Annotated in this window: 14 protein-coding genes and 1 pseudogene; 7 read left to right on the forward strand and 8 right to left on the reverse strand. The window is 58.9% G+C overall.

Annotation, left to right across the window (positions count from 1 at the left end; genetic code table 11):
* Nucleotides 1-155: 155 nt before the first annotated feature.
* On the reverse strand, nucleotides 156-293 hold the full coding sequence (locus tag ATO10_RS16465) for a hypothetical protein (RefSeq protein WP_162174078.1): 138 nt from the start codon (nucleotides 291-293) through the stop codon (nucleotides 156-158).
* On the opposite strand from ATO10_RS16465, the gene ATO10_RS04490 reads away from it, so the two are divergent.
* The 7 genes and pseudogenes from ATO10_RS04490 (at nucleotide 292) to ATO10_RS04515 (ending at nucleotide 6,675) form a co-directional block, all read left to right on the forward strand.
* Complete coding sequence (locus tag ATO10_RS04490; RefSeq protein ID WP_035248670.1) at nucleotides 292-1,062, forward strand: metallophosphoesterase family protein; 771 nt, start codon at nucleotides 292-294, stop codon at nucleotides 1,060-1,062. The two genes, ATO10_RS16465 and ATO10_RS04490, sit on opposite strands and share 2 nt — an antisense overlap.
* Nucleotides 1,063-1,269: 207 nt before the next feature.
* Nucleotides 1,270-2,664 carry a siroheme synthase CysG gene (gene cysG / locus ATO10_RS04495; RefSeq protein WP_035248671.1) on the forward strand — a complete coding sequence of 465 codons (1,395 nt, stop codon included), beginning with the start codon at nucleotides 1,270-1,272 and terminating at the stop codon, nucleotides 2,662-2,664.
* Nucleotides 2,664-2,972, forward strand: coding sequence for a DUF2849 domain-containing protein (locus tag ATO10_RS04500; RefSeq protein ID WP_035248673.1), 309 nt, complete (start codon nucleotides 2,664-2,666; stop codon nucleotides 2,970-2,972). The genes cysG and ATO10_RS04500 overlap by 1 nt, the downstream gene beginning before the upstream one ends.
* Nucleotides 2,965-4,641: a nitrite/sulfite reductase gene (locus tag ATO10_RS04505; protein WP_035248675.1), complete on the forward strand. Its 1,677-nt coding sequence runs from the start codon at nucleotides 2,965-2,967 to the stop codon at nucleotides 4,639-4,641. Before ATO10_RS04500 ends, ATO10_RS04505 begins: the two co-directional genes overlap by 8 nt.
* A pseudogene (locus ATO10_RS16595) lies at nucleotides 4,631-5,359 on the forward strand (phosphoadenylyl-sulfate reductase); the annotation flags it as partial. The gene ATO10_RS04505 and the pseudogene ATO10_RS16595, both read left to right, overlap by 11 nt.
* Before the next feature lie 30 nt (nucleotides 5,360-5,389).
* Nucleotides 5,390-5,809 (forward strand): DUF934 domain-containing protein, encoded by a 420-nt coding sequence (locus ATO10_RS16600; RefSeq protein ID WP_272945282.1) that lies wholly within the window; start codon nucleotides 5,390-5,392, stop codon nucleotides 5,807-5,809.
* Nucleotides 5,810-5,829: 20 nt separating this feature from the next.
* Entirely contained in the window at nucleotides 5,830-6,675 is an 846-nt protein-coding gene (locus ATO10_RS04515) for a ferredoxin--NADP reductase (protein WP_035248677.1), read from the forward strand.
* 73 nt (nucleotides 6,676-6,748) lie between these two features.
* Here ATO10_RS04515 and ATO10_RS04520 read toward each other — a convergent pair whose 3' ends face one another.
* From ATO10_RS04520 to ATO10_RS04550, 7 genes are all read right to left on the reverse strand, one after another.
* Nucleotides 6,749-7,273 (reverse strand): CBS domain-containing protein, encoded by a 525-nt coding sequence (locus ATO10_RS04520; protein WP_035248679.1) that lies wholly within the window; start codon nucleotides 7,271-7,273, stop codon nucleotides 6,749-6,751.
* A gap of 205 nt (nucleotides 7,274-7,478) precedes the next feature.
* Nucleotides 7,479-8,702, reverse strand: coding sequence for an NADH:ubiquinone reductase (Na(+)-transporting) subunit F (nqrF, locus tag ATO10_RS04525; protein ID WP_035248680.1), 1,224 nt, complete (start codon nucleotides 8,700-8,702; stop codon nucleotides 7,479-7,481).
* A 14-nt stretch (nucleotides 8,703-8,716) separates the two neighbouring features.
* On the reverse strand, nucleotides 8,717-9,325 hold the full coding sequence (gene nqrE / locus ATO10_RS04530) for an NADH:ubiquinone reductase (Na(+)-transporting) subunit E (RefSeq protein WP_035248682.1): 609 nt from the start codon (nucleotides 9,323-9,325) through the stop codon (nucleotides 8,717-8,719).
* On the reverse strand, nucleotides 9,325-9,978 hold the full coding sequence (locus ATO10_RS04535) for an NADH:ubiquinone reductase (Na(+)-transporting) subunit D (protein ID WP_035248684.1): 654 nt from the start codon (nucleotides 9,976-9,978) through the stop codon (nucleotides 9,325-9,327). Before ATO10_RS04535 ends, nqrE begins: the two co-directional genes overlap by 1 nt.
* The gene (locus ATO10_RS04540; protein ID WP_035248686.1) at nucleotides 9,978-10,781 is read right to left on the reverse strand and encodes a Na(+)-translocating NADH-quinone reductase subunit C; all 804 of its coding nucleotides are present in this window, start codon (nucleotides 10,779-10,781) and stop codon (nucleotides 9,978-9,980) included. Before ATO10_RS04540 ends, ATO10_RS04535 begins: the two co-directional genes overlap by 1 nt.
* Nucleotides 10,774-11,979 (reverse strand): NADH:ubiquinone reductase (Na(+)-transporting) subunit B, encoded by a 1,206-nt coding sequence (locus tag ATO10_RS04545; RefSeq protein ID WP_035248688.1) that lies wholly within the window; start codon nucleotides 11,977-11,979, stop codon nucleotides 10,774-10,776. The genes ATO10_RS04540 and ATO10_RS04545 overlap by 8 nt, the downstream gene beginning before the upstream one ends.
* A gap of 3 nt (nucleotides 11,980-11,982) precedes the next feature.
* Nucleotides 11,983-13,329 carry a Na(+)-translocating NADH-quinone reductase subunit A gene (locus tag ATO10_RS04550; RefSeq protein ID WP_035248691.1) on the reverse strand — a complete coding sequence of 449 codons (1,347 nt, stop codon included), beginning with the start codon at nucleotides 13,327-13,329 and terminating at the stop codon, nucleotides 11,983-11,985.
* Nucleotides 13,330-13,333 lie beyond the last annotated feature (4 nt).

Consider the following 13,333-nt stretch of genomic DNA (forward strand, 5'->3'; position numbering starts at 1 on the left):
CGGCCCAAATCTCAGCACCTAAAATTTCACGAAACGTTAATGTTTCAGAACGCGAAACAGCGAAAAAGATTAAAAATTGGGCGCTAATCTGTCAGCCAAAGCTTTTGCAGATGCAGAATCGGCGGGGTGAACTAAGCTGTTTATTAACGAAATTTTCATGCTGCACCAGCGAGGGCTGCAAGTTTCGGTTTTTTCCCCTGTAGGAAAACTCCGGTTTTTTTAGAAAGGGCGCGTGAGATCAGGCCCTCGTCGGTGCTGGATTTTTCTGCGTTGCGGTGGATAATAAGACCCATGAAGTTTCTAAGGCGGATCGGCCGCAAAAATACCCCTGAACCAGCGCCTTTTCGTGCGCCGCCGATAGCGCCTGAAAAAGCGTTTGTTGCGATTGGCGATATCCATGGGCAACTGCTGTTGGCCGAGCGCCTGTTCACGCAGATTGCGGCTTTGTCAGAATATCAGGTTGTCTGTGTGGGGGACTACGTGGACCGAGGCGAGCAAAGCGCGCAGGTGCTATCGCTGCTTCACGGGGTTCACAACGCAAACAAAGAAAACACGCATGGGTTTACCTTCCTTATGGGAAATCATGAGGAAATGATGCTGAACTTTCTGGATGATCCGGCGCGGAACGGTGCGCGCTGGCTGCGTCACGGGGGGCTGCAAACGCTTGCCAGTTTTGGGGTGCGCGGGGTCCATCAGCGCGCGGAAGAGGCGCAATTAATCGATGCCCGGGATGCATTGCGCGAGCAATTGGGCGCTGAGCAGGAACACTGGCTGCGTTCGTTGCCGCGCAAATGGGTCAGCGGCAATGTTGCTGTGGTGCACGCGGGGGCAGACCCGGCAGTGCCAATAGAGAATCAGGCCGACGAAGTGCTGACATGGGGCCATCCGGACTTTATGCGCCAAAACCGGACGGACGGCATGTGGGTCGTGCATGGCCACACAATCATGCCAGAACCGCAGATCCGCAATGGTCGGATTTCCATTGATACTGGGGCCTATGCCACGGGCCAGTTGACGGCCGCGAAGATCGAAGCGGGCAAGGTTGAATTCCTAAACGCTTGAACCAAACAGCGAATCTGTTTTGGCCCACGCCACCTGCAGACCCAACCATGATCCGACCTTGCAGGCCTAAAGTTTCGGTTTTAGAGCTAGACGGGAGAAATTTTTCCACCATGGGCGGTTTCTTTTGTATTCGTTCCTATAGTCATCCCTGAACCCTCCACTTTGTGGGAAATTCGTCTATCTAGCGTGCAGCTAGGAGCGCACTGGATGAAACATTTTCCCATATATCTGGCCGTTGAGGACCGGAAGATCGTCGTCTCGGGCGGCGGTGATGCTGCGCTTGCGAAATTGCGTCTGTTGCTGAAGACCGAGGCGAAACTTGTTGTGTTCGCCGCTGATCCCGCCGCAGAGATTAAGGAATGGGCGCAAGAAAGTCGGCTGACGTTGTATCGTCGCGCGTTGACACGGTTTGATCTGGACGGCGCTGCACTGATCTATGCAGCGGATGAAGACCCGATCAGGGATGCCCAGATTGTTGCGCTGGCGACCGAGGGTGGTCATCTGGTGAATGTGGTCGATAATCTGGAAGACAGTGCTTTTATCACCCCTGCGATTGTCGACCGTGATCCGGTGACGGTGGCGATTGGCACCGAAGGGGCGGCGCCGGTTCTGGCCCGCGCAATCAAGGCGCGGCTGGAAGAGCAGCTTCCGCAATCGACCGGGGTTTTGGCCCGTCTTGGCAAAGCCTTCCGTCCGCTGGCCGAAAAACTGCCCTTTGGCCGCGCGCGTCGCGATTTCTGGGCTGACTACTATTTCCAGTCCGGTCCGGCAGCTTTGGAAAAGGGCGGAAATACCGCTGTCCCCCCAGCCTTGGAAACGCTTTTGCAAGATCACCTTGCCAAAGGTGAAGCTGCGGGTCGCGTTGACGTCGTGGGCGCAGGGCCGGGCGATCCTGATCTGCTGACCATGAAGGCCCGACGTCTGCTGGACGAAGCCGATGTGGTGATTCATGACCGTCTGGTCAGCCCGCAGATCATGGAGCTGGCCCGGCGTGAGGCCCATATCATCAATGTTGGTAAAACCGGTTTTGGCCCCTCGACCCCGCAGGAAAAGATCCACGATCTGATGATCGAACACGCGCGCGCTGGCGCCCATGTGGTGCGCCTGAAGGGCGGGGATCCCGGGATTTTCGGTCGTCTGGATGAGGAGCTGGACGCACTGACCGCTGCCGGAATCGACTGGCGGGTTGTGCCCGGGATCACGGCTGCCTCTGCTGCTGTCGCCCAGATAGGCCAGTCGCTCACCAAACGCGGGCGAAATGCCTCGGCGCGCCTGCTGACGGGGCATGACGTAAAGGGATTCGCCGATCATGATTGGCGCGCTTTGGCGCAGGCCGGTCAGGTCGCTGCAATCTATATGGGCAAGCGCAGTGCGCGTTTTGTGCAGGGGCGTTTGCTGATGCACGGGGCTGATGCTGCGATGCCTGTGAGTGTGGTTGAAAACGTCTCGCGGTCTGATACATGCGTGCGCTCTGCCACTCTGGCCGACTTGCCTGATGTTTTGCAGGGCATCGAAGGCCCCGCCGTAATCTTGCTGGGCCTTGCGCCCCGCGCCGCCGCCGAATTTATCGAATATAATCCGCAATTGAGGGAGCAGGTCTAATGCCGCGCCGTTTTACCCCCAAAGTCGTGACCGCGAATGATCTTTTGCTGGGCGATGTTGTCTGGCAGACCGCCGACAACAGCTGGACCCGCAACATCAGCGAGGCCGAGTATCTGGACGACGAAGACACCGCCAACGCCCGCCTGTCGCAGGCCGAAAGCCAGCAGAGCGTGATTGTGGGCGCCTATCTGGCCGATGCCAAGTTGGGCGACAACGGCCCCGAGCCGACCCATTTCCGCGAAGAGTTCCGCGTCAGCGGCCCTTCGACCTATGCCAATGCACAGCAAGCCGAGGCCAGCAATGTATAAGTATAACGACTTTGACGAAGCCTTTGTGCGCGAACGTGTGGCCCAGTTCCGTGGCCAGGTAGAACGCCGCATCGACGGATCGCTGGCCGAAGAAGAATTCCGCCCCCTGCGCCTGATGAATGGTCTGTACCTGCAACTGCATGCTTACATGCTGCGGGTCGCGGTGCCCTATGGCACGCTCAGCAGCCGTCAGATGAACCAGCTGGCGTTTATTGCCGACAAGTGGGACCGGGGCTATGGCCACTTCACCACCCGTCAGAACATCCAGTACAACTGGCCCAAGCTGCAGGATGTGCCGGACATGCTGTCGGCTCTGGCCGATGTCGAAATGCACGCCATCCAGACCTCGGGCAACACGATCCGCAACGTGACCTCGGACCATTTCGCCGGTGCCGCCGCCGACGAGATCGAAGACCCGCGCCCCTGGGCCGAATTGATCCGCCAGTGGTCCACTGATCACCCGGAATTCCAGTTCCTGCCGCGTAAGTTCAAGATCGCCGTCACCGGCGCCCCGAATGACCGTGCCGTGGTCAAGGCCCATGACATCGGCCTGCAGATCGTGCGCAACGATGCGGGCGAGGTGGGCTTTGAAGTGATCGTAGGCGGTGGCCTTGGCCGCACGCCGATGGTCGGTAAAGTTGTGAACGGCTTTGTGCCCAAGGAAGACATCCTGCCCTACCTTGAGGCCATCGTCAGCGTCTACAACCTGCTGGGTCGTCGCGACAATAAATACAAGGCACGTATCAAGATCACCGTGCATGAAAACGGCCTGGAAACCATCCAGAAGCTGGTCGAGGAAGAGTTCAAAACCCGCAAGGCGCTGTTTAACGGTGCCGACCGTGAACTGTTCGCGCAGATTGCGCCGCAATTTGCTGCGCCTGAATTCAGCGCCGCGCCGACCGATCTGTTTGACGCCACCTATAACGATGATCCGGTGTTCCGGGCTTGGGCCGACACCAACCTGGCCGAGCACCGCCAGCCCGGCTATGCGATTGTCACGATTTCGTTGAAACCGCACGGTAAGACGCCGGGTGATGCAACCAGTGACCAAATGCGCGTTATGGCTGATCTGGCCAAAGAGTTCGCCCATGACGAGCTGCGCGTGAGCCACGAACAGAATATCGTTCTACCGCATGTGCACAAACGGCACCTGCCTGAAATCCACGCGCGCCTGCGCGCGGTTGGTCTTGCCACGGCCAACGTCGGCCTGATCTCGGACATCATCGCATGCCCGGGGATGGATTACTGTGCACTGGCCACCGCCCGCTCGATCCCGATCGCGCAGGAAATTTCGACCCGCTTTGACGCGTTGAAGCTGGAGCATGAAATCGGTGATCTGAAGATCAAAATCTCGGGCTGCATCAACGCCTGCGGGCACCACCATGTCGGTCATATCGGCATTCTGGGACTCGACCGCGCCGGTGTCGAAAACTATCAGATCACGCTGGGCGGCGACGGTTCCGAGACCACCACAATTGGCGAACGCGCCGGTCCGGGGTTCTCGTACACCGAAATCGTTCCTGCGATTGAGCGTCTGATGCTGGCCTATCTGGATGTCCGCGAAAACGCCGAGGAAACCTTCCTCGAAACCTATCGTCGCCTCGGGGCAGAGCCGTTCAAAGCGGCGCTTTACCCCGATGACACGGGAAAGCGAAAACATGCCGCATGAAACGAACATTGACGCACGCGTCGCACATCTGAACCAGCGCTATGCCAACCATGGCGCGCTGGATGTGCTGGGGCGTGCGCTCAAAGATGATCAGGTGGGGCGCATTGCGCTGGTGTCGTCTTTCGGGGCGGAATCGGTGGTGCTACTGCACATGATCTCGGTGCTGGATGTCAGCACCCCTGTGCTGTTCATCGACACGCAGATGCTTTTCGAAGAAACCGTGAAGTATCAGCAGGATGTTTCGTCGCAGCTGGGGCTGACCGACGTGCGCACCATCCGTGCGCGCCCGGATGCTGTGGCCGCGCATGATCCCGAAGGTCTGCTGCACCAGACCAATACGGATGCGTGCTGCGATCTGCGCAAGACTGAACCGCTTGAACGGGCGCTTGGCAATTTCGATGCCTGGATTACGGGTCGCAAACGGTTCCAGTCCAATTCACGCGCGACGCTGGAGTTTTTTGAAAACGAAGGCAACAAGCGCATCAAGGTCAATCCGCTGGCGCATTGGACGCCGCAGGATGTGCAAGACTATATGATCAACAACCGCTTGCCGCGGCATCCGCTGATCTCAAAGGGCTATCCGTCGATTGGCTGTGCGCCCTGTACCTCGAAGGTTGCCCCTGGCGAAGACCCCCGTTCGGGTCGTTGGCGCGATCAGGACAAAGAAGAATGCGGCATCCATTTTGTGAACGGTAAGATCGTGCGCGGTCCGCTGCCCAAAGACCCCCCGATGGAGGAGGTTAAACCCATGAATACAATCGTGACCGATAACGGTTTCGCCCCCGACACGGGCGCCGACGACTTTGTAACCGTTGAAGAACTGGAAACCAGCAATGCCGCCCGCGCGGTAGACCTGCCCTCGGATGCCGATCCGATGGTGTTGCAGGAGGTGCTGGAACGTCTGGAGACCATCAGGGTTGATTTCCCGACCTTTGCCGATGGCCGTGGCTTTACGCTGGCCCGGCGTCTGCGCCTGATGGGCTTTACGGGCAAGTTGCGCGCGCGTGGCCATGTGCTGGCAGACCAGTACGCCATGGCGCGCCGGTCCGGCTTTGACGAGGTCGAGATTTCCCCTGAACTGGCTGAACGCCAGCCGTGGGACCAATGGAAAGTCCGCGCCGAATGGGGCGCGCATGACTATCAATCGCGCGTGCGCGGCACGGCCTGACGCGCAGAAGGATTTTACCGATGAATGACAGCACCCCTGTTGCGGCACCGGCCAAGGCTGTGCCTACCCTCCCCGACGCGCAGACCGTCACCGAGGTGACCCATTACACCGACCGTTTGTTCAGCTTCCGCTGCACCCGCCCGGCCAGCCTGCGGTTTCGGTCGGGTGAGTTCGTGATGATCGGGCTGATGGGTGATCCGCACCCCGAAACCGGCAAGCAAAAGCCGTTGCTGCGCGCCTATTCCATTGCCTCGCCCAGCTGGGACGAAGAGCTGGAGTTCTACTCGATCAAGGTGCCCGACGGCCCGCTGACCAGCAAGCTGCAGCACATCAAGGTGGGCGATGAGATCATCCTGCGCCCCAAGCCCGTCGGCACGCTGGTGCATGACGCGCTGCTGCCCGGCAAACGCCTGTGGTTCTTTGCCACCGGCACCGGCTTTGCGCCCTTCGCCAGCCTGCTGCGCGAGCCGCAAACCTATGAGGATTACGACGAGGTCATCATCACCCACACCTGCCGCGAGGTCGGTGAGCTGACCTATGGCGCCGAGCTGATCGAAAGCATCAAACAGGATGAAATGCTGGCGGAACTGATGGGCGAAGGCTTTGCCGACAAGATCCGCTATTACCCGACCACGACCCGCGAGGAGAGCCCCAAAATGGGCCGCATCACCGACCTGATGCGCTCGGGCGAATTGTACGAAGACCTTGGCGTGCCACCGCTGAATCCCGACACCGACCGGGCGATGATCTGCGGCAACCTGGCGTTCAACCTGGAACTCAAAGAGCTGTTCGAGGCCGCCGGACTGACCGAAGGCGCCAACTCAAAACCCGCCCAATACGTGGTGGAAAAAGCGTTTCTGGATTAAGGCCAGCGGGCGTTAGAACGAAAAAAAACCCGCCGGGAAACCGGCGGGTTCTCTTTTGGGCAGGTGTGGGCGGTTAACCCACGATCATCTGCTTCATTTTAAGCGCTTCATATTCCAGTTCGATTAAGCGGTGTTTGACTACATCACCGATGGATACCAACCCAATCAGCTGGCCGTCATCCATGACAGGCAGATGGCGGAACCGACCTTCGGTCATGCGTTTCAAAATTGCCGTCAGTATCTCAGACGGGGCGCAGGTTTGTATGCCGGTGGTCATCAGGTCCTGCGCCCGAAGCGACAGCGTGCTGCCGGGCGTTTTGGCCAGCTGATTCACGATATCGCGTTCTGACAGAATGCCGACCATCGCGCCGGTCTGATCGCGCACCACGACGGCACCGATCTTTTTGCCCGAAAGCAACGTCGCTACATCAGCGATACTGTCACCGGGGCGGACCGCGATGACATCCTGACCTTTGCCCGACAGGATGTCGCCCACGGTGGACTGTTGTGATGACATCGCGCTTCCGGTGGACTGGCTGTAGGTCTGGTTGTGGTCTGCGTCGCCTTTATGGGGCGCCTGATAGGATGTAGGGGCCATGGTCTCTCCTCCTTCAATGCGGTCTGGCTCTCCCCAGCCGTTGACCGCGTGAATCTTTCCCTGCCTTCAGTCTAGGCGGAAAATTTCAACAATGACCATGTATATTTTCAAAAACTGCGACGCCGAGTATGATGCCCGTGTTTGCACATGAAAAAAGGCCGGTATCACAGTGGATACCGGCCTTTTTTGTTCAATTGCAGCAGGATTAGCCGCCGAAGTCGTCCAGCATGATGTCTTCGCGGTCGACACCCAGATCAAGCAGCATGTTGATCACCGATTGGTTCATGATGGGCGGGCCACACATGTAGTATTCACAGTCTTCCGGTGCCGGGTGATTCTTGAGGTATTCCTCGAACAGCACGTTGTGAATGAAGCCGGTGTAGCCACCCCAATCATCCTCGGGCAGGGCGTCCGACAGGGCGACATGCCAAGTGAAATTGTCGAAATCTTTCGCCAAGCCATCGAAATCTTCGACAAAGAACATCTCGCGTTTCGAACGCGCGCCATACCAGAAGGTGATTTTGCGGTCGCGGTTTTCCAGACGCTTGAGCTGATCGAAGATGTGGCTGCGCATCGGTGCCATGCCAGCACCGCCGCCGATAAAGACCATCTCTTTGTTGGTGTCGCGGGCGAAGAATTCACCGAATGGACCCGAGATGGTGACCTTGTCACCCGGCTTCAGGTTGAAGATGTAGGATGACATCAGGCCGGGCGGGATGCCCTGACTGCCCGGAGGTGGCGAGGCCACACGCACGTTCAGCATGATCAGGCCTTTTTCATCCGGGTAGTTCGCCATCGAATAGGCACGTTCGATCGGCTCGGATACGGTCGATTCATACTGCCACAGATTGAACTTGTCCCAATCCTCGCGGTATTCCTCTTCGATGTCGAAATCGGTGTATTTCAGCGCGTGGGCCGGGGCCTCGATCTGAATGTAGCCACCGGCGCGGAAGTTCACGTCTTCGCCTTCGGGCAGTTCCAGAACCAAATTCTTGATGAAAGTTGCGACGTTTTCGTTGGAACGTACGGTGCATTCCCATTTCTTAACGCCGAAGACTTCCTCGGGAACCTCGATCTCCATGTCCTGTTTGACGGCCACCTGACACGACAGGCGGTCGCCACAGGCGGCCTCACGTTTGGTGATGTGGCTTTCTTCGGTCGGCAGGATCGAGCCGCCACCCGAATGCACCTTGACCTTACACTGGGCACAGGTGCCGCCGCCGCCGCAGGCCGAAGGCACGAACAGTTTCTGTTCGGCCAGTGTTTGCAGCAGCTTGCCGCCAGCGGGCACGGAAACCGTTTTCTCGCCGTTGATGGTGATCTGAACATCGCCCGTCGACACCAGTTTCGAACGGGCAGCGAGGATGATGGTGACCAGCGCCAGAACGATCAGAGTAAAAAGGGCAACGCCTAGGATAAATGTGTCCATCTGTCAGAGCCCCCTTACAGTTTCACGCCGCTGAAGGACATGAAGCCCATGGCCATCAGGCCCGCGGTGATGAAGGTGATGCCAAGGCCTTGCAGGCCGTCAGGGATGTCGCTGTACTTCAGCTTCTCGCGCACACCGGCCATCGCGGTGATCGCCAGCGCCCAACCAAAGCCCGAGGACAGGCCATAGGTAGTGGCCTCGGCGAAGTTATAGTCGCGTTCCACCATGAACAGCGAGCCACCCAGAATAGCGCAGTTCACCGTGATCAGCGGCAGGAAGATCCCCAGCGCGTTGTAGAGCGGGGGGAAGTACTTATCGAGCGTCATCTCAAGGATCTGAACCATCGCCGCGATCACCCCGATGTAGCTGATCAGACCCAGGAAGGTCAGGTCGACATCCGGGAAACCAGCCCAGGCCAGCGCGCCGGGTTTCAGCAGGTAGGTCAGGATCAGGTTGTTCGCCGGCACGGTGATGGTTTGCACCACCATGACCGAGATCCCCAGACCCAGCGCGGTCGAGATTTTCTTCGACACGGCGATGAAGGTACACATCCCCAGAAAGAAGCTCAGCGCCAGGTTTTCAACAAAGACGGCCTTTACGGCCAGAGCGATTAGGCCTTCCATCAGTGTGCCTCCGCCGTTTGAATTTTAAAGTCACGCTCTTCGACCTGTTCGGGCTTCCATGTGCGGAAAGCCCAGATCAGCAGGCCGATCACGAAGAAGGCCGACGGGGGCAGCAGCAGCATGCCGTTGGGCACGTACCAGCCACCGTTGTTGACGGTCTCAAGAATGGTGATGCCGAACAGAGAGCCCGAACCGAACAGCTCGCGGATGAAGCCCACCAGCATCAGGATCAGGCCATAGCCCAAACCGTTGCCGATGCCGTCAATGAACGAGGCCATCGGCGGGTTCTTCATAGCAAACGCTTCGGCACGGCCCATCACGATACAGTTGGTGATGATCAGGCCCACAAAAACCGAAAGGGTCTTGGAAATCTCAAAGGCGTAAGCCTTGAGCACCTGATCCACCAGGATCACCAGCGACGCGATGATGACCATCTGCACGATGATCCGGATCGAGCCGGGGATTTGGTTGCGTAGGATCGAGATGAACATCGACGAGAAAGCCGTCACCACGGTCACAGCGATGGTCATAACCAAAGCCACTTTCAGCGACGAGGTCACCGCAAGGGCCGAGCAAAGACCCAAAACCTGCAGCGTGATCGGGTTGTTGTCGACGAGTGGGTCGACAAGAAGTTCTTTCTTGGTCTGAGACATTACACCGCCCCCTCTTTGAGTTTGGCCAGGAAGGTGGCGTAGCCCTCTTCGCCCATCCAGAATTTCACCAGGTTATCGACCCCGCGCGAGGTCAGCGTGGCACCGGCCAGCGCGTCGATGTGGAAATCGGCGCCTGCCGCAGGTGCGGTTTTGTCGACGGTGATCGCCAGGGTGCCGGTGTCGTCATGCAGACGCTTACCGTTCCACAGCGATTTCCAGCGCGGGTTGTCTACTTCGGCGCCCAGACCGGGGGTCTCGGCATGGCTGTAGAACTGCAGGCCGTAGATGTCGTTGCCGTTTTCCTCGACGGCGATGAAACCGTACAGGGTCGACCACAGGCCATAACCGTGCAGCGGTAGGATCACCTTGTCCAGATTTCCGGCATCGTCATTCAGCAGATAGACGGTGACAAAGTTGGCCTGACGACCGATCGAAGCGGGGTCTTCAACCAATTCACGGCTCAGCTCCGGATCATCGGCAGCGGCGCGATCATCAAAGGTGGTCGCGTCGAAATCGGCGCTGAAGTCGCCGCTGGCCAGTTCCAGAACACGGGGTTCAAAGGCTGCGAAAGCCTCGGCCACGTCGACGCCGTCTTCATAAAGGCCAGCGACCTGCAGGATGTTGACCTGCTTGTCGCGGACTTTGTTCGCCTCTTGCACCGGGCGCAGCGACACGGCAGCGACCGACACGATCATCGAACAGAACAGACACAGGGTGACGGCCACGAAGATCGTTTTGGGCGTCGAGTCGACGGGAAGTTCTTTGAAACGGGCAAAGAAACCCTTGGGCGCTTGCTCAGACACGCTTAGCCCTCCGTTTGATGTTTGCGCGGACGACGAAATAGTCGATCAGCGGGGCGAAGATATTGGCGAACAGGATGGCCAGCATCATACCTTCGGGGAAGGCCGGGTTGATCACACGGATCATCACAACCATGAAACCAATCAGCGCGCCGTACCAGTACCGGCCCATATTGGTGTGGCTGGCGGACACCGGCTCGGTCACCATGAAGGCCAGACCAAAAGCATAGCCGCCCACAACCAGATGCCAGTACCACGGCATGGCGAACATCGGGTTGGTGTCCGACCCGATCACGTTGAGCAGCAATGAAAAGCCGATCATGCCACCCATGCAGCCTACGATCAGGCGCCAGTTGGCGATTTTGGTCACCAGCAGGAAGGCCAGACCGATCAGACAGGCCAGGGTCGAGGTTTCGCCCATCGACCCCTGAATGAAGCCGAAGAAGGCGTTCGACCAGGAGATGCCCTGTGAAGCCAGCGCCTGAACGCCGTCAGCAGCGGTTACACCCAGCGCGGTTGCGCCCGAGAAGCCATCCACCGGCGTCCAGACTGTGTTGCCCGACATGTTGGCGGGATAGGCGAAGTAAAGGAAGGCCCGGCCAGTCAGCGCGGGGTTCAGGAAGTTCTTGCCTGTGCCGCCGAACACCTCTTTGCCGATGACAACACCGAACGAGATGCCCAAAGCCACCTGCCACAGCGGTGTCGATGCGGGCATGATCAGCACATAGAGCATTGAGGTCACAAGGAAGCCCTCGTTCACCTCGTGGCCGCGCACGGTGGCGAACAGCACTTCCCAGATGCCACCAACGATCAGCGTCGTCAGGTAGATCGGCAGGAAGTACAAGAAGCCATGCGCCATGTTGGCGATCAGGCTATCCGGGTTCAGCGAGAAACCCAGCGCCTGCAACAGACCTACGCGCCAGCCGGTGGCGGCGCTGTCCCCCAGTGCCGCAATGGCGCCGTTGGTCTGCAGGCCGGTGTTATACATGGCCATCAGGATGCAGGGGATCGTCGCGATCACGACGTAGGTCATGATCCGCTTCATATCCACATAAGACCGGGCGTGCGGCGCAGCCGTCGTTACGGTCTTGGGGGTGAACATCAGCGATTCCACCATCTCGTAGATGGGGAAATACTTTTCGTATTTGCCGCCCTTGTGGAAGTTCGGCTCGATACTGTCGAGGTAACTACGCAATCCCATCGCTTAGCCCTCCTTCTCGATCTTGATCAGGCTGTCGCGCAGGGCTTCGCCGTATTCATATTTCGCGGGGCAGGCAAAGGCGCACAGGCCGAGGTCTTCCTCGTCCAGTTCCAGCGCACCCAAAGCCTGGGCGGTGTCCGTATCCATCACGATCAACGCGCGCAGAAGCTGGGTTGGCAGGAAATCCTGCGGCATCAGCGTCTCAAACGTGCCGGTGGGCACCATTGCGCGGCGGCCGCCGTTCAGGTTCGAGGTCAGGTTGAACAGCTTTTTCGAAAACGCCGAGCCAAGAACCGGCTGAACAGCGAACTTGCTGGGCATCGGGGTGATCCAACCCAGCGGGATCTGCTCTTTGTCCTCGGTGATCAGGGTGATCTGACGCGCATAGCGGCCAATATAACCAAACGGTCCCTCGGCCTGACGTCCCGACAGGATCGACCCCGAAATCGTACGTACGGGCTGTGCGTCCTCGGTGGTCTCACCTTCCAGAAGATCGGTCAGGCTGGCGCCCATAGTGGTGCGAATCAAACGGGGATTCGCAGCGCGCGGGCCGCACAGGGCAACCACGATCGACGGGTTCAGGTAACCGGTCCGGGCCAAGGCGCCGATGGCGATCACGTCTTGATACGAGATCGTCCAGACAGTCTTGGTGGCCGAAGGCGGTTCAAGGAAGTGCATGTGTGTGCCAGCCAGGCCTGCGGGGTGCGGGCCGGCAAAGGCGGCAACCTCGACCCCGTGCACGGAAGCGCCCGGAACGGTCGTGCCAACCTCGTGGCAGACATAGGTCGTGCCCTCGGTCAGTTTGGTGATCGCTTCAAGCCCGGCCTCGAAATCTTCGTCGCGTTCGGCGATGATGATCTCGGCATTGGCCGACAGCGGTTCGCTGTCCATTGCGGTGACGTAAATCGCGGCGGGACGCTCGTCTGCACCAGGCACCTTAGAGTAGGGGCGCGTGCGGAAGGCAGTCCAAAGTCCTGAGGCACAAAGCTTTTGTGCGACCAATTGGTCACTTGCATCCTGCGGCAGGGGTTCAAACGCGACGCCCTGATCGGCGGCATCGTCGATGTCGATCACCACGCTTTGCAACACACGGCGTGCGCCGCGGTTGATCGCGCGGACCCGGCCAGTGGCGGGCGCGACGAAGACAACGTCAGGCGAATCTTTGTGGCAGAAGAGCGGTGTCCCGCGCTTCACGCTGTCGCCCTCGGCGACAAGCATTTTTGGTTTCAGGCCGATGTAATCAGCCCCCACGACGGCGACGGAATTTACCGCGGGGCCCTCGGAGATGGATTGATCGGGCGCACCGCTGATGGGCAGGTCCAGCCCTTTTTTTAGTCTGAATTCTGACATGTGC

Origin of the sequence: Actibacterium atlanticum (genome assembly GCF_000671395.1) — a bacterium.
GTDB lineage: Bacteria > Pseudomonadota > Alphaproteobacteria > Rhodobacterales > Rhodobacteraceae > Actibacterium_D > Actibacterium_D atlanticum.